This is a genomic window from Massilia agilis, assembly GCF_024756255.1.
In the GTDB taxonomy this organism is placed as follows: domain Bacteria; phylum Pseudomonadota; class Gammaproteobacteria; order Burkholderiales; family Burkholderiaceae_D; genus Telluria; species Telluria agilis.
Genome location: NZ_JANUHB010000006.1, coordinates 247823 through 270361, shown reverse-complemented (window position 1 = coordinate 270361; position 22539 = coordinate 247823). Strand labels below are relative to the sequence as shown.

General features: G+C 65.9%; 16 protein-coding genes. All 16 read right to left on the bottom strand.

Features of this window, described 5'->3' with window-relative positions; all coding sequences use genetic code 11:
* Positions 1 to 21: 21 nt before the first annotated feature.
* Entirely contained in the window at positions 22 to 1758 is a 1737-nt protein-coding gene (locus NX774_RS21360) for an eCIS core domain-containing protein (RefSeq protein WP_258824301.1), read from the bottom strand.
* Positions 1759 to 1767: 9 nt separating this feature from the next.
* On the bottom strand, positions 1768 to 3135 hold the full coding sequence (locus NX774_RS21355; protein ID WP_258824335.1) for an ATP-binding protein: 1368 nt from the start codon (positions 3133 to 3135) through the stop codon (positions 1768 to 1770).
* Between the two features lie 2 nt (positions 3136 to 3137).
* Positions 3138 to 3980, bottom strand: coding sequence for a hypothetical protein (locus tag NX774_RS21350; RefSeq protein ID WP_258824300.1), 843 nt, complete (start codon positions 3978 to 3980; stop codon positions 3138 to 3140).
* Between the two features lie 73 nt (positions 3981 to 4053).
* The gene (locus NX774_RS21345) at positions 4054 to 4902 is read right to left on the bottom strand and encodes a hypothetical protein (RefSeq protein WP_258824299.1); all 849 of its coding nucleotides are present in this window, start codon (positions 4900 to 4902) and stop codon (positions 4054 to 4056) included.
* Between the two features lie 38 nt (positions 4903 to 4940).
* On the bottom strand, positions 4941 to 6614 hold the full coding sequence (locus NX774_RS21340) for a hypothetical protein (RefSeq protein WP_258824298.1): 1674 nt from the start codon (positions 6612 to 6614) through the stop codon (positions 4941 to 4943).
* A gap of 79 nt (positions 6615 to 6693) precedes the next feature.
* Positions 6694 to 10557 (bottom strand): contractile injection system tape measure protein, encoded by a 3864-nt coding sequence (locus NX774_RS21335; RefSeq protein ID WP_258824297.1) that lies wholly within the window; start codon positions 10555 to 10557, stop codon positions 6694 to 6696.
* On the bottom strand, positions 10547 to 13009 hold the full coding sequence (locus tag NX774_RS21330; RefSeq protein ID WP_258824296.1) for a baseplate wedge protein: 2463 nt from the start codon (positions 13007 to 13009) through the stop codon (positions 10547 to 10549). Before NX774_RS21330 ends, NX774_RS21335 begins: the two co-directional genes overlap by 11 nt.
* Complete coding sequence (locus NX774_RS21325) at positions 13006 to 16767, bottom strand: baseplate J/gp47 family protein (protein WP_258824295.1); 3762 nt, start codon at positions 16765 to 16767, stop codon at positions 13006 to 13008. The genes NX774_RS21330 and NX774_RS21325 overlap by 4 nt, the downstream gene beginning before the upstream one ends.
* A complete protein-coding gene (locus NX774_RS21320; protein ID WP_258824294.1) occupies positions 16764 to 17174 on the bottom strand; it encodes a GPW/gp25 family protein in 411 nt (136 codons plus the stop codon). Before NX774_RS21320 ends, NX774_RS21325 begins: the two co-directional genes overlap by 4 nt.
* A gap of 5 nt (positions 17175 to 17179) precedes the next feature.
* Positions 17180 to 17479, bottom strand: coding sequence for a PAAR domain-containing protein (locus NX774_RS21315; protein WP_258824293.1), 300 nt, complete (start codon positions 17477 to 17479; stop codon positions 17180 to 17182).
* Between the two features lie 12 nt (positions 17480 to 17491).
* The gene (gene vgrG, locus NX774_RS21310) at positions 17492 to 19276 is read right to left on the bottom strand and encodes a type VI secretion system tip protein VgrG (protein WP_258824292.1); all 1785 of its coding nucleotides are present in this window, start codon (positions 19274 to 19276) and stop codon (positions 17492 to 17494) included.
* Positions 19269 to 19937 carry a CIS tube protein gene (locus NX774_RS21305; protein WP_258824291.1) on the bottom strand — a complete coding sequence of 223 codons (669 nt, stop codon included), beginning with the start codon at positions 19935 to 19937 and terminating at the stop codon, positions 19269 to 19271. Before NX774_RS21305 ends, vgrG begins: the two co-directional genes overlap by 8 nt.
* 24 nt (positions 19938 to 19961) lie before the next feature.
* Complete coding sequence (locus NX774_RS21300) at positions 19962 to 20129, bottom strand: DUF5908 family protein (RefSeq protein ID WP_258824290.1); 168 nt, start codon at positions 20127 to 20129, stop codon at positions 19962 to 19964.
* A gap of 1 nt (position 20130) precedes the next feature.
* Entirely contained in the window at positions 20131 to 20631 is a 501-nt protein-coding gene (locus NX774_RS21295; protein ID WP_258824289.1) for a phage tail protein, read from the bottom strand.
* Positions 20618 to 21085 (bottom strand): phage tail protein, encoded by a 468-nt coding sequence (locus NX774_RS21290; protein ID WP_258824288.1) that lies wholly within the window; start codon positions 21083 to 21085, stop codon positions 20618 to 20620. The genes NX774_RS21295 and NX774_RS21290 overlap by 14 nt, the downstream gene beginning before the upstream one ends.
* A 59-nt stretch (positions 21086 to 21144) precedes the next feature.
* A complete protein-coding gene (locus NX774_RS21285) occupies positions 21145 to 22536 on the bottom strand; it encodes a phage tail sheath family protein (RefSeq protein WP_258824287.1) in 1392 nt (463 codons plus the stop codon).
* Positions 22537 to 22539 lie beyond the last annotated feature (3 nt).

Sequence of the window (22539 nt, the reverse complement as noted above, 5' to 3'; positions counted from 1 at the left end):
CAGGTGCTTTCTCGACGGCGTTCACTGCTGCGCCGGCACTACTGGCGGTGGCGGCGGTTTCAGTTCCGTGAGCTTGGCGGGAGTGATTGCGAACGCCAGGTCTTCGCTTTGTGGTGCGATCGACTTCAGGTCAATCGTCACGTCATATTCGTACTGTTCGCCGTTCCCTATATCGAATTTGGCGAACTCGCTCTTGGCCTTCCCCTGGAAAAACAACTTCCCCTCAGCCTGCGACCAATCTGCCGTGCTGGTCTCGCCATCGTCGGCATTGTCCACCGGTTTGGAAAAGTTGAAGTGCTTTTTCAGGAGTGACGTCAATTCGCTCGTCAGCAACGCCTGACCGCCCGCGCCCTGCAGATAGGTGACGGGGTTGGTCTTCCAGAACGTGTTGACGGCCTGGATGTCCCACTTAAATGTCGACAAATAGTGGCGTTCAAAAATATGGGCCCAGGTGGCAGGAGGGACGTTGACCGTCACTTGCACGGGCACATTCACGAACGTGGGTCGGGCTCCGTCCTTCGCCAGCGATTTGGCGTCGAAGTTAAACGTGAAGGTCCAATTGGCCACCGCGGCGGCGGCGGGGCCACCGCCGACCTGGTTGGCCTGCGGATTGTCGAGCCAGGTGGCGCTTCGCTTTTTCACCCATTTTCCAGCATGCTGGTACCAGTGCTCTGGCGTGTAAGTGGGGATCTTCTCCGCGTTCAGCGCAGTGAGTTGGGTGCTGACGACGGTTAACAGGTTCACCAAATAATCTTCGACATCGCTGTTGTGATGTGTGTTCTTCTTGGAGTCGGCTGCCTTGGTTGGCAACACGTCGGCATGCACCAGCTGGTTCAACTCCCGGATAGCATTGTCGAGCTTGCGCATTTCCAGCGAAAAGGCGCTTTCCTTGACCACTCCGTTGGCGCCGCTTTCCATTTTCGGATCGAAGAAGTTCCCGGCGCCCTGGATCTGGTCTGCTCGTCCCGGTACGATATTCTCTTGAATGTTGACCAAATGCCCTTCCGTCAGCAGTTCGTGCGCGCCTTTGCTTTTCCCGCCTATCTCCCTGACCGCGTCAAGGGCCTCCTTCAGCCCTTCCCATCTGCTCTTCGGGTCACTCGCTACCTGATCCAGCGTTTTGAGCGTGGCGCTGAATGCCCGGAGTGCTTCTTGCGGCACCATGTGATCGAGCTGCACCTGATCTTTTGCAAGGTCCTTGATCGTTCGGCGTTCATCGTTTTCCGCGTCGGGGAAGTTGCCCTGCAATACACGTCCAACGGAAAGAGCGGCCGGCCGCGGCGCTTCGCTTGCCCCGTCGGCGCGCCGTTGCACGGGCAACGCGGCGGCGCGTGCACCCATGCTGTCCGCTTCCGCCTCCAGCCCGCGATCGTCGTTAACGGACGTGCCGCCCATTTGCACCGTCGGCCTGACCCGGCCCTGCGCCTGCTGTACCACGTGCCACGCCTCGTGCGGAAGATGATGTGACTGTCCGGGGGCCATGTGAATTTCGTTTCCCTGGGCGTAGGCACGCGCGTTCAGTTGCGCCGGCTTGGGCGAGCTGTAATGCACCCGCACGTGGTCCATGCTCATGCCGGAAAGAGACTCGATTCCGCTTTTCAGTTGCTCGGGCAGGCCGCCGGGGCCGGCCGCGGTGCGCTGTGCAACCGGTTCGGCGGCGGCGCGATTGTCCTGCAAGACGGTCCCGCGCCTGCGCCCGCTGTCCTGCGTCTGCTGGTCTGTCCGTTGCTGCCGCCGTTGGTGCGTCAACTCGCCCATGCCCTGCTCCTAGTGGATCTGGATCGTCTTGTTTTCTTTTCGGAACTCGCGCTTGATGCCTTCCATCAGGTCGTCACGCGTCACCTCACGCCGCTCGCGGCTGATCGCGTGCAGCGCGCAGTGGCGCAGCACGTTGATGATCGCGCCGCCCGCCAGTTCGTAGTCCTGGGCCACCTTGTGCAGGTCGATCTCCGGCGCCAGCTCGCACACGCCCTGGAACGCGTTGGTCCACAGCTGCAGCCGCTGTGCGGCCGACGGCATGGTGAAGTTGATCATCGTCTGGAAGCGCCGCGTGAAGGCTTCGTCCAGGTTGGCCTTGAGGTTGGTGGCCAGGATCACGGTGCCGGGAAAATCCTCGATCCGCTGCAGCAGGTAGCCGGTTTGCTGGTTGGCGTGGCGGTCGTTGGAATTGTTCGCGCTGGTGCGCTTGCCGAACAGCGCGTCGGCTTCGTCGAAGAACAAGATCCAGTCCTTGTAGCTGGCCGCGTCGAACACCTTGCCCAGGTTCTTCTCGGTTTCGCCGATGTATTTGGACACGATCATCGACAGGTCCACGCGGTACACGTCGCGCCCCGTCGATTTTCCGAGCAGGGCCGCCGTCAACGTCTTGCCGGTGCCGGGCGGTCCGTAGAAGGCGGCGCGAAAGCCCGGCTTGACCTTGCTGGCCAGCCCCCAGTCGCGCATCAGCGTGGGGCCGTGCGTGAGCCAGGCGCGGATCTCCTGCACCTGCGCCATCACCTGGTGGTCCAGCACCAAGTCGCGCCACTCCAGCGGCGTGCTGATGGGGCTGGCCGGGAACGAGGCACTCAGCTCAGGCCGCACCTTTTCGCCGCTCAGCAGGTAGTGCAGCCATTGCTCGGACAGGCCAAGCACCCCGGACAGCGGAGGTAGGCGTTCGTCCTCGCGTTCCAGCGTGATCACCTGTTCGGCACGCAGCCGGTGTTGCGGCGCAAGGATGCGCAGGGCGTCCAGCTGCAGCGCCGGGTCGTCCGCGCCGAGCACAAAGGCGAGCGTCTGCCCGGTCGGCAGGAAGCCACTGAACGACTTGCTGGGACAGCCGCCAAATTCGCTGAAGCCGCGGTCGATCAGCCCGTTGATGCCGAAGAAGATGTCGAGCGCCTGCGGACGCAGGTGCGGCGCGATCGCCAGCGCCAGCGCCAGCCGTTCGCAGGTGTCGAGCTGCCATGCCAGCACTTGCGCGGCGTACACGCTTTCGTCCGCCACGAGCGCGGGCGGCTCGATCTCGCGCCAGCGCCGTTCGTGCCCTTCGTGCTTCAGGTAGCTGGCGATGGCCTGGCGCACCACGGCGTCCAGCCAGTCCAGCTCGCGCTGCAGGGCGGCCAGGTTCTGCTCGGGCGACGGCGCCGGTTCCTCCATCACTAGGCCTCCAGCCGTTCCACGTCGTCCAGCGACAGGTCGGCCCAGGAGAAAAACTCGATGCAGGTATTGAGCGTGAGCTCGTTGGCGCGGCTCAGGTTGAGCAGGCTCGCCTTGTTCCAGCTCGCGATTTCCAGGTGGCTGTGGCGCGCCTCGTTATCGAACAGGTGGTTCAGGTAGCGGTCGTGCATTTTGTCGCTCAGGATGAGCTTCTTGGCCTTGAAGAAATACGCGGGCTGGCCGCGCCCCACTTCGTAGCTCGCCATGCCCTGGCTGCGCTCGGTCCTGGCGCTGGCATGGCCAAGCAGCGCATGCCAGTTGCCGTTGTCGCCCGCGGCGGACATTTCGAGCCTGGCGCCAGGCTGCCCCGCCACCGCCAGTGCCCATTCGTCGGTGCGGGCGATGCCGGTGACAACATACACTTCGCGAAACCCGAAATGCGTCTGCGTCAGCTTGATGGTGGCGTCGTCGCGCAGCTGGTGCCAGTTGCGCAGCAGGCGCGCGCGGGCCTCCTTGCAGTAGAACAGGAAGTCGCCGGCCTGCGCGAACTCCAGCGCCTGCCGCGTCCATTGCCGTCGTTCGCCATCGCCGTCGTCGCTCCAGCGCGCCTCGCTGGCGGCCAGGATCACGTTGCGCGCAAGGCTGAAGTCGGGCGGCGCGAGGGGAACCGGGGCGCTGGTATGCAGCGGCTCGACCAGGTGCGCGTGCTCCAGGTTGAGCAAGGGCTGGAACCGGCCTTGCAGCACCTGGCAGACATCGCCGACCGCCACCGCCTGCGTGAGCGGCTGCATGGGCAGCCACCCCGTTTGCAGATAGCAATCCCGATAGAAGTTCTTCTTGAACATGGGCGCCTTTCGTAACAATGGGCAGGCGGACCGGCCGCCTGCCCTGTGCGGGCCTGTTGTCGCGCGTGGCCGGTCAGGCGGCGTATGCAGCGGCGGTCGCGGCCGCAAGCCCCGCCTGGTACGAGTTGAGCCGGACCTGTGCGTCCGCGAGCTCGGCCTGGGCGTGCGACAACTGGCCGGTGACGATGTTGTTGCTCGTCAGCGCCTGGTTGTAATTGACCTTGGCGTCGTCATAAGCCTGCTGCAGCAACGCCACGATGCCGGGACCGTTCACGCCCGGCGCCGCATCGGCCGCCATCAGCACCTTGCCGGATTGCGAATCCCACAGGAAGGACATGCGGTCGCGCAGCTGTGTGGACTGCTGCGAACCCAGCGCGAGCACCTCGCTCGATTCGAGCAGCGTGGCCTCGGCCACATAGCAGCTTTGCAGCGCCGCGAGCGAGAGCGCGATGGCATTGTTGGCATTGGCCGCGGCCTTGGACATGTTGTCGATCAGCTTGTCGGGCACGAGCGGGTTGTTGGCCTTCTGCTTGTTGACCAGCTGCGCCGTCTTGTTGATGTACTCGATCGACAAGATCAGCTTGTTGACCAGCTCGGCCATCTGGGCTGCCACGTCCGAGGCGCCGGAACTGGCTTCGTTCACCTTGCTGGTTGCCGTCGTCATGCTGGCGACCAGCGAGCTCGCGCTCGACAGCGCGTCCTTGCCCAGGTTCAGGTTGGCCAGGGCCGACTCCTGGTCGTCGTCTGCCTGCGCCAGGTACAGGTTGAATTGCTGCGACTTCGCCTGCAAGGAACTGACGATGGCCTGCTGCTCGGCCACATCGTACTGCGCCTGGGTTACCGAGCCGGTCAGCGACTGGATCTCGGAATTCTTCTTGTCGGCCACACTGAGTGCGAGGCCGGGTGCCGAGGTATCACGCATGTGTTTCTCCTTGTTTTGGGTATTCGATGGATGGACGCTCAGGCGCCGGGCAGTTGGATGGTGTCGCCAAACGCGAGCGTGCTCACGTAGGCACTGGCGCTTGCCCCGGTCACGGTGGCAAGCACGTACGGCCGGTAGGTCGCGCCGGGGCGCAGCATGTTGCCGTAGTTATCCGTACTGCACGAATTGAAATTGATCGTGACGTTCGGCCGGATCGGGCGCGGACGGCTCGACGGTGCGGCCGCGGCTACCTCCGGCTGGCTGGCATCGGAGGGCTCTTCCGCCGGGGCAGCCGGCGCCACCATGAACTTTTCATAGTTCGCCGGCGCCACCTGCAGTGCGATGTCGAGGTCGAAGTAGATCGGCGACGGCTCCTTGCTCAGCAGGCCCAGCGCGAAGTCGTTCTGGTCTTCCTCGACCAGGATGCAGCGGTACTCCAGCTGGCCACCAGCCGGATTGAACGGCGCCGCGTAAAAGTTCACGAACAGCGGACGGTCAGGCTCGGCAGGCTGCGGCAGTTTCGCAGTGATGTTTTGTGCCGTCGGCAGCACCTCGGCCACCATGAAGCGCGCGCTCGGCGCAGACAGCCAATCCGAGTAGTTGTTGATGAAGAACTTGTACTCGTTGGAGAGCACCGCGTACAGGAAGGCGACGTAGGGCTGGCCTGGCACGATGTTGTTCAGGTACACATCGGTGGTGAAGGTCAGCTGCGTGCCGGTGAGGCCCATTGCCTGGAACTGGGTATTGCTTTCCTGCCTGGCATTGAACAGCTGCTCGGCCAGGTCGGTGGTCAGCGTCGTCTTTTTCGCTTCCGGCACCAGGGCCACGAAGTATTGCGGGGCCATCGCCGGGATCTTGAGGTCCCCGGGCACGGAGTAGAACTGCGGCGTGGACAGCACGTTGTAATTCACCGTCACCGTGCAGCTCGGCTGTGTCGCGGCCACCTCTGCCGAGGCAACGGAGACCGACAGGCCCACGTTCAACTGGGCATTGGCGTTCTGGTACGCCGTATCGATGGCGGCCGCCTCGCAATCGGCGTCCTTCACCGCGCCCTCGGCCTGGCGCTCGGCAATGCTGGCCTGGCCCACCGCGGCTTTTTCCGACACGTAGAGGTCATTGAACTTGTCGAACTCGGCCTGTGTTGCCTTGAGCAGGCCGTCGACCTTGCCCTTGAACGCGGTAGCCTGCGTGAGCACCGGGCCGGCGATGATTTCCGAGGTGTTGCTGGAAGCCATCATGGCCATGTCGGACACGCGCCGCGACTCGTTGGCAACCTCGTTGATCAGCGCGTTCGCGTTCAGGAGCTTGCTGTAGACATCGGTCTTGTACAGCGACGCGGTGGCATTGTTCAGCGCCGCCCCGATTTCCGCCGCCACCATCGCGATGGCGTTGGAGGCGATCTGCACGTTGGACGCGGCGGTCGCCATGTTGGTACCGCTGGTGGTGACGGTGCCGTTGGCCATGGTGGCGGTGGCCAGCAGGTTCACTGCCGCATTGTCGTTGGACAGGCACTCGGTGTTGATGGCCCCGGCCGACTTCAAGGTGTGCTTGGTGGCGCCCACCTTGTCCAGCGCCGTCAGCTGCGCGCCCTGCGCGTAATACAGGTTGTAATGCTCGGCGGTTTGCGTCGAATCGAGCCGGTCCTGTTCGGCCGCCAGGGCCCCGAGGGTGGCGATCGCCGTGCTTTTCAGGTTTTCTTCATAGGTATTCATCAGCTTCCTGTCCCTTCCACGAGTTATTGCAAATCACGACGGCGTGCGCGCTCTTCCGCAAACAATCCCGGAAAACCGCTCATACCGTCGGCCAGGTTACGTACACCGCTTTTTCCATCCAGGGCAGCTTGATGAAGGAAAAGGTAAATGGAGAGCGTGCCAACAGCACGTCGTAGGCACGCCTTTCCTCCACCACCAGGTTCCACCGCTCGCCGCCCTCACTCAAAGAACCGCCCCGCACCAACCAATTACCTCTGAAACCTTGTATCGAACTACTGCCGGCTGCACGCCAATATCCAATCGCCGCTTCCAGCAGGCTCTCGCAGAGCGCCTTGTCTTCCGCGGACATGTCGATGCCGGCTTCCACCGGCTCATGCCATGCCAGGCCACACAACACCTTGTTCAACAACAGCAAATGCTCCGGCGTCTCGGTGTGACCGGTCGCCAGGAACTGCAGGTAGTGCACGGCGCGGCGCTGCGCGTGCGCGCTGACGAAGCGGTCGCCCGCCACCAGTCCCAGCCGGGTGAACAGGGGCCGAAACCAGTCCTGCAACAGCACCAGGCCCGCGTTGTGGACGCTCCACGGGGCCGTCACGCGTTCTTCCACCGGATCCGGCCGGCGTGCCGGCTGCTTCGGCAACCGGGCGAGCTGCTTGGCGGCATCCGGCAGACGCGCGAGCGGCGGCTCGGTGCGGCCGGACAAGGCCTGCGCGAAGGGGGCGCGCAACGCGGCGGGCGCGGACTGCAGGCGCGGCTCCATGGCCTGCCGCAGCGCGCCGGTGTCCAGGTCCAGCTCGCGCGCCAGCCGCCACGACAAGCCAGCGGCAAGCTGGTCCGGCGCAAGCGCGGCCCAGTCGCCGCCCAGCCAGTGTTCGAGCACGAGCCGGAACAGCACCGCCTGCCTTTGCGGCGCGCCAGTGCCGGCGAGATCCAGCGCGGCCAGCCAGTCGTGCAGTTGGTCCAGCAGTGCGGCTTCGGCGTGGCGTGCGGGCGCGGCCGAGCGCATGGCGTCGAGCAGCCAGCTGAACGGCATGGCGTTCGACAAGCGGAACATGGCCGCGCTGTCGTGCTCCAGCCCGCGCAGGATCGCGAGCAGGCGGTCCGGGCGGAGCGTGCACAGGTCGAACAGCAGGCGCGCCAGGTCCAGCGGCCCCGCGAGCCAGGCGGGTGGGCGGCCGTGGCGCAACAGGTAGCGGGCCGCCTCGGCCAGGCGCGGGTGGTCCAGGTAGCGGCCGACGTAGTCCTGCTGGAATGCACGCGGGGCCGCCGGGCGCGATGGTGCGGCAGGAGCGGACGGATCATGTCGCACCGGAGCCAACGCACGCGACGACATCAGCACAAAGGCCTTGCGCCAGTGCGATTGGCCGAGTAGCGGCAGGTGCGCCAGGCAGGCGGCAACACAGGCCTGCACGCGGATGCCCAGGCGCAGGCAGGCGCTGGCCGCGACCCTGGCCAGAAGCGCGCTGGCCTCCAGCCCGTGCCGGCGGGCGTCGAAGCTCACCATCCAGAAGACCTCGTGCAGCTGCCGGTCCAGCACGGCGGCGGCGCCCTGCCAGCAGCCGCTTTCGCGCAGCAGGGCCGACCACTGCCGCAGCGCCTCGTCCGGCGCGCGCAACCCGGTTGGCAACTGCGCCACCAGCCAGCGTTCGACCGGTTCAACGTGGCGCAGACGGCCCAGCCGTTGCAGCAGCTGGTACTTGTCGGGCTGGGCGGACAGCCAGGTTCGGATCGCATCGCCGTGGTCGGCCTGCCGCCACAATTGCTCCAGCGCCTGCGCGGGAGCCGGCGTGCGCCCGGCCAGCAGCTGGCGCAGCGCGTCGAACAGCTGGGTGCGCAGCGATTGGCCGGCGCCTTGGGGAACGACCGGCGCAGCTTCTTCCGCCTGGGCCGGGCCAAGCAACGGCAGCAGCCATGCGCGCGGCTCGCCCGGCGCTGCCTCGTCCGAGTGGCCGCCATCGGGATCGAGACAGGCCCGCAGTTGCTGTTCGAACGACTCGATGTCCACGCCGCCCGCCTGCCGCAGCAAGGTGGTCAGGGTGCGCCAGTAGGCCCGCGGGTGGAAGGTTGCTCCCCTGCCGTGGCGGCCCTGGCGGAACGCGGGCAGCGCTTGCAGCAGCAGCGCCGGCAGCTCGAGCGCCAGGTCAATCCGGTCGAGGCTGGGCAGCAGGCCCTGCCGGTGCCAGCGCGGCAAGAGCGTGGCCAACGATGCGCAGAGTTGGCCGGCGGCCGGCTCGAACATCGCCAACACCGCCTGCCAGTCAGCCGCGCCAGCCAGCGCCAGCAAGCGCTGGGCCAGCACGGCATCGCTGACGCCGCGCAGCACTGGCTCGCGCAGCAGGGTGCTTGCCAGTGCCGGCTGCTGCGCCAGCTTGCCCAGCAACAGACGGCGCGCACCAGCGGCCGTGCCCTGCGCCGCCCGGCCGCCTTTCAGGAAATCGAGCAGGTCCAGCCAGTCGTCGCGCGAGAGGCCGTGCGCGGCCTGCGAACGCCCGTGGCTGCCGCGCAGCTCCTGCAAGATCGACAGCAGCTCGAAGCGGTGGTGCGTGGGATGCTCGGCCAGCACCGCGTGGATCAGCAGGTCGAGGAACAGACCGTAGGCGTAGCCGCGCTGCTTGCACACCTGCAGCACGGTGTCGTGCACCAGCTGGCGGCGGTTGAAGTGCGAGCCACGTTCGACCAGCAGGTAGGCCAGCAGCACCTGCCACACGGTCCGCCCGCTCCAGCGCTGCCGCTGCGCCACCGCCTGGGTGTGCTCGGCATGGGCGACGATGAATTCGTGGTCCTGCGGTTCCAGCACGCGCACCACGCGCGCAAGCTCGTCGGTGGAAAAATGCTGCAGCATGCCGTGCCGCACCGAAGCGGCCCGGCCCTCGCGGCGCAGCAGCCCCGCCATCCGCTGGGCATCCTCGTCGCTCAATACCGTGAACATCTGCCCCAGCCGCAGGCTCGCGCCGCCCGATGCCTGCCGCGCGCGGCTGTAGCGCAGCATCGCCGCGAACTGCGCCCATTGGTCCGGCGCTGCGGCGGCCGGCGCGCCAGGCGCGATCGCACGCGCAGTGCGCTGGCGGTGGACCGCCTTGATAGCCTGGATGAACACCGGGGTGGCCAGGCCCATCGGCTCGAGCGCGACAGCGGCCTCGGACATCTGCTCGAGCAGCGTGTCCTCGTCGATGTGGTAGCGCTGCGCCATGGCGCGCAGGTTGGCCTGCACGAACGCCATGGTGTTGAACAGGCTGCCGCGGTCCACCAGCAGGTAGCCGAGGATGTCGATCCAGGTATCGCTGCGGAACGCGCGGCTATCGACACTGGCCAGCCTGCGCTGGGCCTGCACGGCGAACAGGCCGTCGGCATACGAGCAGATGAAATCCGCGTGCCCGGGTTCGAGCAAGCGCACCACGCGCCGCACCCGGGGCTCGCCGGCCTGCCACACCAGCCGCCGCCGCACGGCCTCTGCGCGCCCCAGGTCCCGAACGAGGCCGATGACAACGTCAGGAAACCGGTCCAGCTGGCCGTCGAACACCTGCAGCAGGTCGGCGTTGCCGCTGAGCCACCACGGCATGCTGCCGTGTTGCAAGAAGCTCGCGATCAACTGCTGCGCCCTGGCGTTTTCATCCAGCACCAGCAAGTTATCGCCAAACACTTCCGCCAGGCCCCGGTCGTGCTGCGCGAGAAGATTGTCCAGCGCCTGCTGCAGGCTCGCGCGCAGGCGCCGGGGCAACTCCAGCGGCAGCTCTTCCAGCGCGATATCGCCCAGTTCCAGCTCCAGGCGCTCGATGCGCCATGTCGTCCCGGGCGGGCAGCGGCGCTCGAAAGACGCCCCGATCTCGCCGGGCAGCTCGCTGTTGCTCCAGTGGCTGAGAAAGTCTTGCAGCGCCACCCCGGTGGCCTCGTGGTCGAAGGTGGTTTGCCAGCGGCATTGGGCAATGACGTGGTCAGGCGGCATGCGCAACCTCCTTCCCGATGCCCAGCAGCTTGGCCAGCGTCGGCCCCGGGAACACGGCGTCGGGCGCATTCGCGGCCGGGCTCGCGTTGAGGCCGTTGTGCCATTCGACAAACAGCGGGATGAGCGGCTTGAGCACGGTGCACGACGCGTCCAGCCGGCGCAGGCGCACGTGCGCCGGCCAGTGCAGTTGCACCAGCGTGTCCAGGTAGCTGGCAAAGGCGGCCTGCTGGAACAGGGTGACGTAGGCCGGCAACACCAGCGTGGCCGCCAGGTAGTAGCCGGCGTCGTTGAACGCATACGACGGCAGCAGCAGGATGTGCTCGACCAGCAGCACGCCCTTGCGCTGCGTGGACAGCCAGCCCAGTTGGTCGGCGTGCACGCGGTAGGTGTTCTCGCCAATCGCCTCGGCCGATACCGGACTGATGTCCATCAGGCACTGTGCGCCATCGAACAGCTGCTGCTGCTCCTTGCCGCTGCTGTCCACACCGCGCACCACGACCACGTCCGTGTCCTTGAGCTGCCACGACGATCCCGGATCGCCGCCCTGCCGCAGCCATGACAGGAAATCCTCCTGCCGCAGCAGCGCCTCCAGCTTGTCGGCCAGGCTGGCCAGGTGCGCGGGCAGGCCGAGCAGGATCGCCAGCTTCAGCTCAAAGGCGGAGAAGTTGCGCAGGATACCCGCCGCGATCTTGTCATCCGGCCCGGCGCGCACACTGCTGGCTGCGGCGAACGGACCGGGCGCTGTGAGCGGATCGGCCGCCTGGTAGTTGAACCCGTTGGTGCGGTGGCTGGACAACTGCTGGTAGTTCTGCAACCAGACCGACTTGACGACGACGCGCGTCTTGAGCTCGCTGCCATACCACTGGGTGGCCTTGAACATCGGGTGGTACTCGGCCGCGTCGTCGCCGTGGCGCGCCATCAGGTGGGTCAGCATGGCGTCGCGGCGGCGCACCGCCTCGTCCTCGGTTTCGGTGATCGCGCGCAGGCCGTGAATGTATTCGTTGAACGGGAAGTTGCGGTAGCGCTTCCATGCGCCGCGTTCCACCTGGGCGTCGGGCTTGTTCGGGTCGAGCTGGTAATGGAAGGACTCGCTGCCACGCAACAGGGCCTGCACGTCCGGCACGTCGTACAGCGGCTGCGAATGGTAGGTGGTGCAGAACGTGCGGTGCAGCGGCCAGCGCTCGCCTTCCACCGGCTGCGGCGCTGCGAACGAGAACAGGTCGCCCACATGCGCGAGCTGGGAAAACTCGTTGGCGAGCAACTGGTCGTACACGAGCAGGTAGCCCTTGAGCTGGCGCGCGCTGGCGACGCGGTAGCTGGGAGTGTCCGACTGTAGCGAGTTCGGCCCGATGCCGTAGATTTCGGGAAAGGTGTTCTGTACCGAGTAGTACTGCTCGATGTTGCGGTAACTGCCCTGCGGTACGTCCGGCGCCAGGTCGACCTGCGACTCGACGCTGGCGGCGTCGTGGCTGGCGCGCAGGCTGGCCAGTTCGAGCGCGGCTGTATCCAGCGGGCGCGCCATGGGCTGCCCGATGCCCTGCAGGCCGAACCCGGGGCCGGGGGTTAGCTGTGGAATCTGGTCGTCACCGACCGCCACCTCTTGCCCGTCGTGGTCGGCGAAGGCCAGGCCGTCGAGGTGCGACACGCCGTCGATCGCTGCAATGAGCGTGTTGAGCTCGTACAGGCTGACCACCGTGCGCTTGGCGCCGAGCGCGTCGGGGCCGCCGATCCAGCCGTTGTCCAGGCGCGGGCCGTTGAAAATCTCGTCGGCCGTGAATCCCTGTGCGCGCAGCTCGCCGTAGCCCGACTGCACCACCGGCGGCACCTCGTACTCGCGCAGCACCTGCAGGATGCGGTTGTAGACAGCGCTGGCGTCCGCCCCGTCTTGCAGGTAAACCGATCCGGCCAGCGTGATCACCAGGGGCTGCAAGGGCTGCGGCGCGAGGAACTGCTCGCCCAGGTTGCGGTGCTGGTTGAGCAAGGCGTCGATGCGCGCGCCAACGAGCGCCTCGTCGGCGTCGGCGCAGAAATAGGTGAGGTAGCGACCGGTCAGGCGGCCGCTGTCCGTGCATTGGGGCACCAGGTACACCGCACGCACCGCCGCCAGCCGGTCGTGCACCAGCCTGCGGTAGTCGTCAGGCGTGACCGGGGAGCAGGTCAGGATGTCCTGCGGCAGGAAGAACTGCCCGTCGTAGTTGATGGTGCCGTCAGCGCGCGTGAGCACGTCCTCGATGGGAAACCGGGCGCAATAGCCCAGCTCGGTCAGCGCATAGCAGAGCTGGTCGAGGATGGTGACGCCCGGGTCGCTTTCGTTGAAATTGGTCCAGACCTGGCCGGCCAGGGCCTTCAGGCGCGCGATCCCTTCGTCCTTGAGCACGTCGAAATTGACGGCATCGGGCAAGGGTTCGTCGACGATGTAGCGGTCGTCGTCCATGAGGTCGTCGTCGCTCATGCGGCCACCTCCTCGCCGGCGGCTACGGCGTTGGCGTCATCTCCCGCGGCGGCTGGCGAACCCGGCGCGTCCGGTGTGGCAACTGACAGCGCGTGCTCCATGGCGGTGACAAACATGGCGCCCGGTTCGGGATTGAACAGTCCGCCCGTTCCCGGCTGCAGCGGCGCGCCATCGGCACCCAGCAGGCTGAACGCCGCGATGGACAGCACTTGCGGATGGCTGCGCAGCACGGAGATCACGCCCGAGCTGGTCAGCCCCAGCGCCATGTCCATCTGCGCCAAGTCGCTGTCGATCCACGGCGACAGGTAGAGCCGCAGCCACTGGCCCAGCTCGGCCAGCAGCGTGGCCGGGATGGCGTCGCTGGCGACCACCAGCGTGGCCTTGACCGTGACCTCCTGGTGCGTGAATCCGGCCACGCAAGGCTGGGCCATCGCCGACACGCGCTGGGCGAAGTACTGTTGCAGGGTATCGAGCTCGGCCGCATTCATCACGGGCCGCCAGGCGTTGGGCAAGGTGGCACTGGCGTAGCGGCTGACGAGCGCAACGGTGACCTGCCCGTCCTCGTCCGCCAGGGCACGCGCGAAATACAGGTCCTGGCTGGCCCCGTAGGCCATGTCCTCGTAATTGCGCAGGCTGCTGCAACGGTCTTTGTGGTTGAGCCTGGCCGCGACGCGCCGGTAGAAGCTCGCGAAGCCGCCGAACGAATCCTGCGTCTCGGCAGGCAAGCCGCCGCCCGACGGGAACGGTTGGACGATTGCGCCGATCGTGGGCGGCTGGTTGCGCATCGCCGTGATGGCATTGGCATCGATGAGCGGGACCTGCCCCGGCGCAAACATGGATGCGTCGGCGCGGCGCAGCTTGAGCGCCTGGGTTTGCACATATCCCAGCGTGACGTTCGGTGCAGTCTTGCCGCTTGCCAGCGCCAGCCAGTAGTTCCCGGAAGCCATCACCGGGCACGGCACCGGCGCGGGCAGCGCCAGGCGCACGATGCCGGAACGGCGCAGGCCGTCGGTGCCGTCTTCCAGCAGCGTGACAGGCTCCCATCCGGCGGCGCCCCAGCAGAACCAGTCCACGCTGTCCTCGCCGGCGCCGGAGCAGACTTCCAGGAAGAGCGAGAGCGTGCAGGCAGCGCTGACGCCGCCCAACCCAAGGTACAGCGCGCCCTGCCCGCCGACGCCGGGGAACAGCGGCAAGCCGCCTGCAGCCGCGCCCGGAATGCAGGCGGCAAAGCCTTGGCCGCCTGCCACCTCGGCGTCGAACGCCAGGTAGGATTGGAAGGGGCCGACGTGGAACAGTTGCAGCGGCTGCGCGCCGGCGGGCGGCGCGACGGCGGACACCGTGGCCGTGCTGCTGGCCGTGTAGTCCACCGACACACCCGCCTGGCGCGGGCTGTAGGGCGTGTTCGGCATCTCGAGCAGCGCCGGGCCGGGCGCGGGCGTGGGCTGGGGAGTTACCGTGCCGGTATCGTCCTCCGCAGGCTTGCCCAGGATTTTCTTGAACCATGCCCCGATCTTCTTGAAGACCGCCGCTACCGCCGCGCCGATCTTCTTGAACGCGGCCACGATGCCAGCCACGAATTTCTTGATCGACGTCCAAATCCTGCTGAGCAGCGACGGCTGCTTGGCCATGTCGATCAGCGTTTGCGCGTTTAGCAGGGTGATGTGCGAGACCAGCTTGGGATAGAGCTCGTAGCCGAAAGCCCAGGCCGGCGCCTGCAGCGCAAAGCGCAGGTACCCGGCGGCAGCCTGCAGCGGCGGCGGCAAGGCGGACCGGGCAAGGTCCGGTACCGGCGGGATCGGCGCCTCCTTGCTGGGCGCGAACGTGAACGTGCTCTGGGCGAGATTGGGCGGGACGGCCGGGGCAGGCGCTGGTGTCGGCGCAGGCACGGCTGCCGGCGCCGGGGTCGCTTGCTGGAACAGGCAGGTCGGCGCCAGCGAGTCCTCGACCGGCGGCGGCGCAGTGGGCAGCAGCGGCTCCCATCCCTGCGCGAGCAGCAGGCTCCATTGCCCGCGGAAGGCGGTGTTGTCGAAGGTTTGCACCGGCGCCGGCCGGGACATCAGGTAGGTGTTGTAGTCCTGGTAGTAGTCGGCGAAGTCGGCCGGCAGGTTGTCCCAGTGGATAGTGACCCCGAGTGTTTCGACCGGCTTGGCAAACACTTCGCGGCTGCCCACGTAAAAACAATTGCCCAACGCAGGCACGGGCCCGAACATCTCAGCCGCCCCGGTATCGGGCAAGGGCGACACATCGTTGGCAAGCGACAGCTGCGAAAGGCCCGTGACCGTGACGCCGATCTTCACCTGGCTCAGGCTTGGCGGTTCGAGCAGGTTGGCCGATGGCCCCAGCAGCAGCCGGAACATGGGCCAGTCGCTGGACAAGCCCTCCTGCGGCTGCGTGAACGCGACGATGGGCGGATCGGTTGGCAGCAGGCTGATCCCGATCGACGTCGGCGCCAGCGACACCTGCGCGGGCGGCACCGCCAGCCATGCCGTGCCGGTGCTCAGGTAGCAGGTCGCCCCATCGAACAAGCCGGCAGGCGGCGCGGCGGCAAACTCCAGCGTGATGGTGATGTTGCGCGATCCACCCTGTAACAGCAGCATGGGCGAGGCCAGCGCAAAGCCCTGCGTTACCTGCGTGCCGCCGGCGCCGCCGAACGCGGCCCACGGTTGTGGCTGCTGCGTGGGGTTGCCACAGTCCGTGCGGTACAGGCCGGGATCGGGGGCCTGCGGCTGGTAATACAGCGCACAGGCCGACGCAATGGCCGCGCGGTTGATCTCCACCGGCGCATCGCTGGCGAACACGATGTCGCTGTTGTCGGGATAGGTGCCGGCGGTGAACTCGGCGCCCTGCGGCAAGGCCAGCGTGCCGGCCGCCGCTTTGAGCGACAGGAACACGAACACCTCGTCGGGCTGCGCCGGCAGCGGCGTTTCCTGCAGCACGCGGCTGTAGTAAAAGTCCAGGTGCTGCTGGCCGTAGCCGTTGACCAGCGCGCGCTGCTTGTCCATCAGCGCGCTGAACGCGATGAGCAGGGCGGTGTCGGGAAAGCGGGTCGGGTTGTCCACCTGCGCGTAAAACTGCACGCTCGCCTGTTCCACCGTCTGCACCAGCACGTCAAACACCGCCAGCCAGGCGGCGCACAAGGTCTTCCACCCCGCAGACAAGGCGTCGCCCTCCGGGCGCCATACCGGCATGTCGCGCGCCCAGGCGGCTTCAAATCCTTGGTAAGTGGCGGTGTCGGGCCGGCCGACCTGGCCGTCCGGGTTGTTGCCGGTCTGGATGCTGAGGAACTGCTGGCAGGCCACCATCGTCCACAGCTGCCCGGACAGGCTGGTCTCGATTTTCTTCTTGAGAAAGGCGCCCAGCGGGTAGTCGCGCCCGCCGCGCTGCATGAAGTGCAGCCAGCGGTTGAGCGTGACGAAGGCTTCGCGCAGCAGCCGGCACAGGTCGTTGACCAAGGCAATGCGCTCGCCGTCGCCTGACGACATAAAACGCTGGTCCAGCTGCACGAACTGGACGTGGCCGGCCTTGTAATCGGTCTTGCCGATCGCGGCCAGCAAAATCGCCGGGTCCTTCAGGAAGAACGGCTGCCAATCCCCTGCCAGCCGGTTCTGCGCGTCGTAGTACAACACCAGCCGCGCCAGTTCGGCCACGAATGCGAGCCGGTCGCGGCTGTCGCGCGCATCGACCGGGCAGCTGGCCGGGTCGAGCGCCTGCGCGAGCCGGGCGGCGCGGCTGTTGGCATTCGTGCCTGGTCCGCTCACAGGTTCGTCCCCTCCGCGAGCGAGAACGGGAACACGTGGTTGTGGCGGGTGTTGGTGGTGCGGATGTGGTAGGTCACCGCGATGTACACGATGGTGCCGTCGGGGCTGGACACGTCCACCTTGTCCACGGTGATGCGCGGCTCGCCATTGAGGAGCGTGGTTTTGACCGACTGGACGATCTCTTCAGCCATGGTGGCGTCGAGCCGGCGAAAAACGTAGCGCGCCAGGTCGGAACCAATGTCCGGCTGCAGGCTGCGGCTGCCGCGTGGCGTGCCCAGCAGCAGGTCGATCGACTGGTTGATGTTGGCTTCGCCGGAACTGAGCAGCAGGTGCATGCTTGCGTTGTCAAAGCGCGGCGGGAACGTCCAGCCGGTGCCCAGGAAAGTGCGTTCGTTGCGCTCGTCCATGCCGCTCAGCCCCCGATGAGGACGGTTGGCAATCCCAGCACGATGGCGCCGCCGTGGGCCGTGGTGTCGCCCATCCGCGCCGCCGGCATGCCGCCGATCATCACGGTGGCCGAGCCCTTGACGATCGCATCCGGCGGCCCCACGCACACCAGGCTGTCGCCCACGCGCGCGGCCGGCAGCTTGCCGATCAGGACAGTCGGGCAACCCGGCCCCACTACCGGGCCGCCGACGTGGGGCACGGGCGGCACGCCTGGCGTTACCATCGGGCACTGGTGCATGTCGGTCAGGCGGGCGGCGGGCGGCATGGTCGGTTCCGGTTAGTTGATCATGACCATGGCGCCCTTGAGCGTCAGCGTCGCGCCGCCCTGCACTTCGGCGGTGGCGCTGCCTTTGGCGGCATACTGGAGCTGGGCGGTTTCCTTGATGTTCAGGCCCGAGGTGCTGACGTCGCCGCCGGAACTTTGCACGTCGATGCCGGTGGTGCCCTTGATCGTGACCTTCTGGCTGGCTTCGATCGTGATGTTGCCGTTGCTCTTGATCGTGATGCCGGACTGGGCCATGACGATCGAATTGCCGTTCTGGTCCTTCAGCTCGACCTGCTTGCCCTGGTCATCGAGCACCAGCGTGTTGCCGGCGGGCGTGACCAGCGACAGGATCTTGTTCTCGTCGTCGAACATGACCCGCAGCTCGCTCTTGCTGACGATGCCCTTCATGCTGTTCTTCTGGTTCGGCGTGAAGGCCGAATAGGTCTTGTTCTTCTGGCTGTACATGCTGCCCAGGATGACCGGATAGCGCGGGTCCTGGTTCAGGAAGCCAAGGATCACCTCGTCGCCCACCTCCGGCAGGAAGAACACGCCCTGCCCGTTGGTCGAGTAGAAGTTGGCCAGCCGCGCCCACAGCCCGGTGGCGTTGTCGTTGAACAGCGCCACCTCGACCAGGATGCGGTACTCGTTGTCCTCGTCTTCGTAGATCTTCTGGACGGTGGCGTTGTACAGGCCCTGGATCCCGGGCAGCAGGCCGGCTGCCGATGGCGCTTCGACCTGGTTCTCCTGCGCGAACCAGGTGGGCGCCATGCCGATGCTGGCCTGCGTGACCCAGTTTCCTTGCGAGACCTCGTGGCGCACGGCGGACACGAAATGCGCGCCGTCAAAGCGCGCGCCCAGCCCGTCGAGCGTCACGTACTTGCCCGGCACCAGGGCCGTGCTGCCCTGGAAGCGCACCGTGCCGGTGATCTTGGACAGCGAGCTCCTGAGCATCTGGGCCTTGGCCCAGGAGGTCAGTTCGGCGCTGGTTTCGGTGGCGGTGGTCTGCAGCTCGTAACTGGCCAGGCCGACGACGCCGGCCAGGGTCTTGCTGGAGAGGTTGCCGGGCCCGGCCAGCGTGTTGGCGGCCTGCGCCGAGATCAGCTTCTGGGTCTGGAAGTCCCAGGCGCTGGCCTTCACCTGCGACAACTGCGTCAGCGCGTTGAGCTCGGCTTCAAAGTCGAAGATGTTGCTGCCATAGGTGAGCGTGAGCGCCGATGTGGTGTCGGCGGTCGGGTCGAACACGCTGACCTTGTTGTTGATCGTGGTGGCCAGCATGCCGTTCACTTCCGCGCGCGAGAGCATGAAGTCCCAGTCGCTCACGTAGTACTGGACCAGGGTGGGCAGCTGGTTGCTGGTGGCGGTGACGGCGGCGGACAGGCCGGCATTGCCGATCAGGGTCTGGATGACGTCGCTGTCGGTCTTCTTGCTGAAGTTGGCGCTCTTGCGGCCGACGGTCATTTTCACCGCCTGGTCCTTGCATTCGATGTCGAGCACCGGGCCCATCGCATTGATGACCCGGATCGCTTGCTTGGTCACGATGCCGGAAAAGACCACGGTGTCCTGGCCGTCGTAGCCAAGCTCGATCGAGATCGTGTTGCCGGGAACGAAATTGGCCGAGGCGCTGATGGCGAAGTTCTCGGCCGACGGGTCGCCGTCGAGCACGGTGATGGTGGCGGTCGCGATCCGGTTCACGGCCTGTTCGATGTGGATCGCGTGCACAAGGTAGGTGCCGGGAATGCTGGCGCCGTTGACCTTGATGTCGTAGCTGACGACGCCGCCGGCTGTGGAATCAGGCATGGTCGGCCTCTGCGGGAAGTAGTGGCGGGACCGTCAGCACCGAGCCGGGGGCCAGGCGCCTGAACTTGTCCAGCCCGTTGTATTGGGCAATCTGGATGTAGTGGCCAGGGGAGCGGTAGATGCGCTGCGAGATCGCCGGCAGGCTGTCGCCCTCGACCACGGTGACCAGGTGGGTCAGGTCGGGCGAAGACTTCTTTTCCTTCTTGGCGAGCGTGGCCAGGTCGATGTACGAGCTGAATTCCAGCGACGCGCGCGCGCGCAGGGGTGTGCCGTCGGGCTTGAACAGCGTGTAGGACAGGTTAAAGCTGGTCAGCACGCACTTGAACGCCAGCCCGCTGCCCCAGTTGATGATGAGGTAGTTGGGGCGGTGGATGTCGCCGTTGTAGTCGTAGATGACCTTGGACAGCTGCTTGACTTCGGTGGGCATGTCCACCCGGGTGTCGTCCACCACGCCGGTACAGTCGATGACCAGCTCGAAGCTGAGCTTTTCGCTCAGCGTCTTGTTGTACTTGGTCGCGGGCGCGCTGGTGTCCACCGCCGCGTCTTCGTTGTACTGGATGCTGCGGCCCCATTGCAGCTTCTCGGGGTTGAGCATGACCTCATACTCGCCGCCGGCCAGCGTGCTGGTGAATTTCTCGTCGGTGTAAGCGACAATTTTCATGTTGCCCATGTGGCGCCCGTGTCCTTAGCGGTCCAGTCCGTTCCTCGGCGCCTTGTCCTTGATCGCTTTCAGGCATTCCTGCACGATCTGCTGCTTCAACAGGGCGAGCTGGTCGCTGCCCGGCGCCTCCTGGGTTCGGGCCGGGCTGACGATATTGGTCTGGATGACCAGTTCGCGGATTTCGACAGGCATCTCACTCATCTCCAAAAAGGGCGGCCACGCCGGCGTACTCGTTGTCGCGGCTGTCATCCACCTCGAAATAGCGGTACGCAAACTCGATCGTTTCCACCAGAATGCTGCTTTCCTGCGACTTCAGGTCGCTCATCTGCCATTTCACCGGATAGGCCTTGGCGAAGGTCCAGCTGATGCAGGTCTGGCCTTTTTCGTTGAGCAGGCTGACGAGGACATCGTGGGTCTCGACCGGCTTGCCCAGCCCGCCATCGAGCGTCATCTGGCACCACTCGATCAAGGGCGAATCGGCCAGCACCACGCCGCGCTTTAACACCAGGTTCTGGTAGGTGGTGCCGGCCGGGAGCCGGTAGCGGAAGCGGTTTTCGCCGCCGCTGCCGACATCCTCGGTCTTGATCTCCTTGCCCAGGCCGGAAGCCTCCTGGAAAGCAGCGTCGTTGGCGCTGCTTTTCCCGGTGACCTTCACACTGAAATAAAAGCTGGTGAGCAGGTCAGGACTTGCCATTCGTGATGATCAGCTGTTCATGCGCGATTTCGATCGTGTCCACGGCGACCTCGTTGCCGTCCGACTTGAGGTCGGTGCCGGTGATCTTGGTCGGCCACGCATTGTTCAGCTGCCACTGCATGGTCACCTCGCCCGCCTCGTCCAGCAACTTGATCAGGACGGTGCGGCGCGCGATGGTGTTCATCTTGATCTCGTCCATCCAGGCCCAGAACGTGTTGTCGTTGACGAACACGCCCCGTTTCATGGTGACGTTGCCGTATTTCGCGATGCCCGGCATCTTGATCGTCGAGAACAGCGGGTTGTTGCTGTGCCGGTATTCGATGACCTGCACTTCCTTGTCCATTCCCGACACTTCCTGGAATGCGATCTGCTTCAGCTGCGTTCCGAAGTCGACTTCGAAACGGAATTTGGGCATCGGCCAGGTTGCGCCTTCCTTGCTTCCATCATCTGCCATGGTGGTCCTCTCAGCTATAGGGTTCTACGGATTCAATGGGAACGCCGGATCGGGCCGGATCAGCCGGATTTGGCCTGCTGCTGTTGGAAGGTGAGGACAAGGAACTCGGCCGGCCTCACCACCGCCACCAGCACCGTCACCCGCATGTAGCCATCGAGCAGGTCGTCGGCCGTCATCGTGCTGCCCAGGCCCACCGACACCTGGAAGGCATCGGCCGGGGAAGCGCCCTGCAGCCCGCCTTCCTTCCACACGGTGGTCAGGAAGCTGCTGATCATGCTCTTGACCGCCGCCCAGGTGTTGGCGTTGTTCGGCTCGAACACGTAGGCGCGCGCGGCCAGCTTGACCGACTGTTCGATGAAGGTCATGGTCCGGCGCACCGAGACGTAGCGCCAGTCCTGGCTGTTGCCGTCGAGCGTGCGGGCGCCCCAGACCAGGATGCCCTGGCCGTTGAAGAAGCGGATCGCATTGACCGACTTGCCCGAGACGGCGTCGATGTTCAGGTTTTCCTGCTGGCTGTCGGTCAGCCGGATCGGCAGGCTCACCGCGCCCACGATGCTGGTGTTGGCCGGGGCGCTCCACACGCCGTTCTGGTTGTCGTTGACCGCGTACACCCCCGCCATCGCACCGCTGGGCGGCAGCAGGTTGGCCGTCTCGAGCACATGCTTGATGATCTGCGAATAGGTCTGGCTGGCGGTCAGCAGGGCCGCCTGCAGCTGGCTGTTGGTGAGCGGGTTGGCCGGCGGGTTCTGGATCTGCCCCAGGATCGTAGCCACGTCGGCATTGGGCGCGGACGGCGGATTGATGAAGGCCGCCAGCTGCTTGGTGTCGCCGCCGAACAGGTTGGTGAAGTCGATATCGGACGACTGCATGATGGTCGTGCCGATGAAGGGGTAGTAGCAGGTACCGAACTTCAGTCCGTTGTTGCCGGTGCTGTTGCGGAAGTTCTCGATGTCCTGGGTGTACATGATCGGGTCCGGGTTGGCGCCCCCGATCACGTCGAACAGGCAGACGGCGGTCTGCATCTCTTCGGCCTGCAGCAGCATGCCCTGCATCAGCGTCTGGTTGTCCGCCGGCGCGAGCAGGGTCGCTTCCGGGCAGATGTACATCGTCGGTTCCTGCTCGTTCTTGAGCAGGGCCAGGCCGCGCTGCAGGTCGGCCAGCTGCACGTTGGGGTTGACCGGGCGGGCGGTGGGATCGGTCAGTGGCTTCTTGCTGGCCGCGCCGTAACCGCCGACCGAGACGATGTAGGCGTCGCCGCCGCCGTTCTGGAAGAACAGGCGGATGCTGTTGTAAAGATGATAAATCGTGTTCGGGTCGGGCAGCACCGAGTAATACTGCCCGTTGATCATCATGTAATTGCCGACCGCGGGTTCCTGGGCCTGCGCCACCAGGTAATACTCGGGGCTGTATTGCCGGGCAGGGTCGGCCGGGGGCGGCGGATTATCCAGCATGAA

Excerpts from the sequence above, each read along its gene's own strand:
- NX774_RS21360 (WP_258824301.1), bottom strand. The coding sequence starts at position 1,758 with ATGGGCGAGTTGACGCACCAACGGCGGCAGCAACGGACAGACCAGCAG.
- NX774_RS21355 (WP_258824335.1), bottom strand. The coding sequence starts at position 3,135 with ATGGAGGAACCGGCGCCGTCGCCCGAGCAGAACCTGGCCGCCCTGCAG.
- NX774_RS21350 (WP_258824300.1), bottom strand. The coding sequence starts at position 3,980 with ATGTTCAAGAAGAACTTCTATCGGGATTGCTATCTGCAAACGGGGTGG.
- NX774_RS21345 (WP_258824299.1), bottom strand. The coding sequence starts at position 4,902 with ATGCGTGATACCTCGGCACCCGGCCTCGCACTCAGTGTGGCCGACAAG.
- NX774_RS21340 (WP_258824298.1), bottom strand. The coding sequence starts at position 6,614 with ATGAATACCTATGAAGAAAACCTGAAAAGCACGGCGATCGCCACCCTC.
- NX774_RS21335 (WP_258824297.1), bottom strand. The coding sequence starts at position 10,557 with ATGCCGCCTGACCACGTCATTGCCCAATGCCGCTGGCAAACCACCTTC.
- NX774_RS21330 (WP_258824296.1), bottom strand. The coding sequence starts at position 13,009 with ATGAGCGACGACGACCTCATGGACGACGACCGCTACATCGTCGACGAA.
- NX774_RS21320 (WP_258824294.1), bottom strand. The coding sequence starts at position 17,174 with ATGGACGAGCGCAACGAACGCACTTTCCTGGGCACCGGCTGGACGTTC.
- NX774_RS21315 (WP_258824293.1), bottom strand. The coding sequence starts at position 17,479 with ATGCCGCCCGCCGCCCGCCTGACCGACATGCACCAGTGCCCGATGGTA.
- vgrG (WP_258824292.1), bottom strand. The coding sequence starts at position 19,276 with ATGCCTGATTCCACAGCCGGCGGCGTCGTCAGCTACGACATCAAGGTC.
- NX774_RS21305 (WP_258824291.1), bottom strand. The coding sequence starts at position 19,937 with ATGAAAATTGTCGCTTACACCGACGAGAAATTCACCAGCACGCTGGCC.
- NX774_RS21300 (WP_258824290.1), bottom strand. The coding sequence starts at position 20,129 with ATGCCTGTCGAAATCCGCGAACTGGTCATCCAGACCAATATCGTCAGC.
- NX774_RS21295 (WP_258824289.1), bottom strand. The coding sequence starts at position 20,631 with ATGGCAAGTCCTGACCTGCTCACCAGCTTTTATTTCAGTGTGAAGGTC.
- NX774_RS21290 (WP_258824288.1), bottom strand. The coding sequence starts at position 21,085 with ATGGCAGATGATGGAAGCAAGGAAGGCGCAACCTGGCCGATGCCCAAA.
- NX774_RS21285 (WP_258824287.1), bottom strand. The coding sequence starts at position 22,536 with ATGCTGGATAATCCGCCGCCCCCGGCCGACCCTGCCCGGCAATACAGC.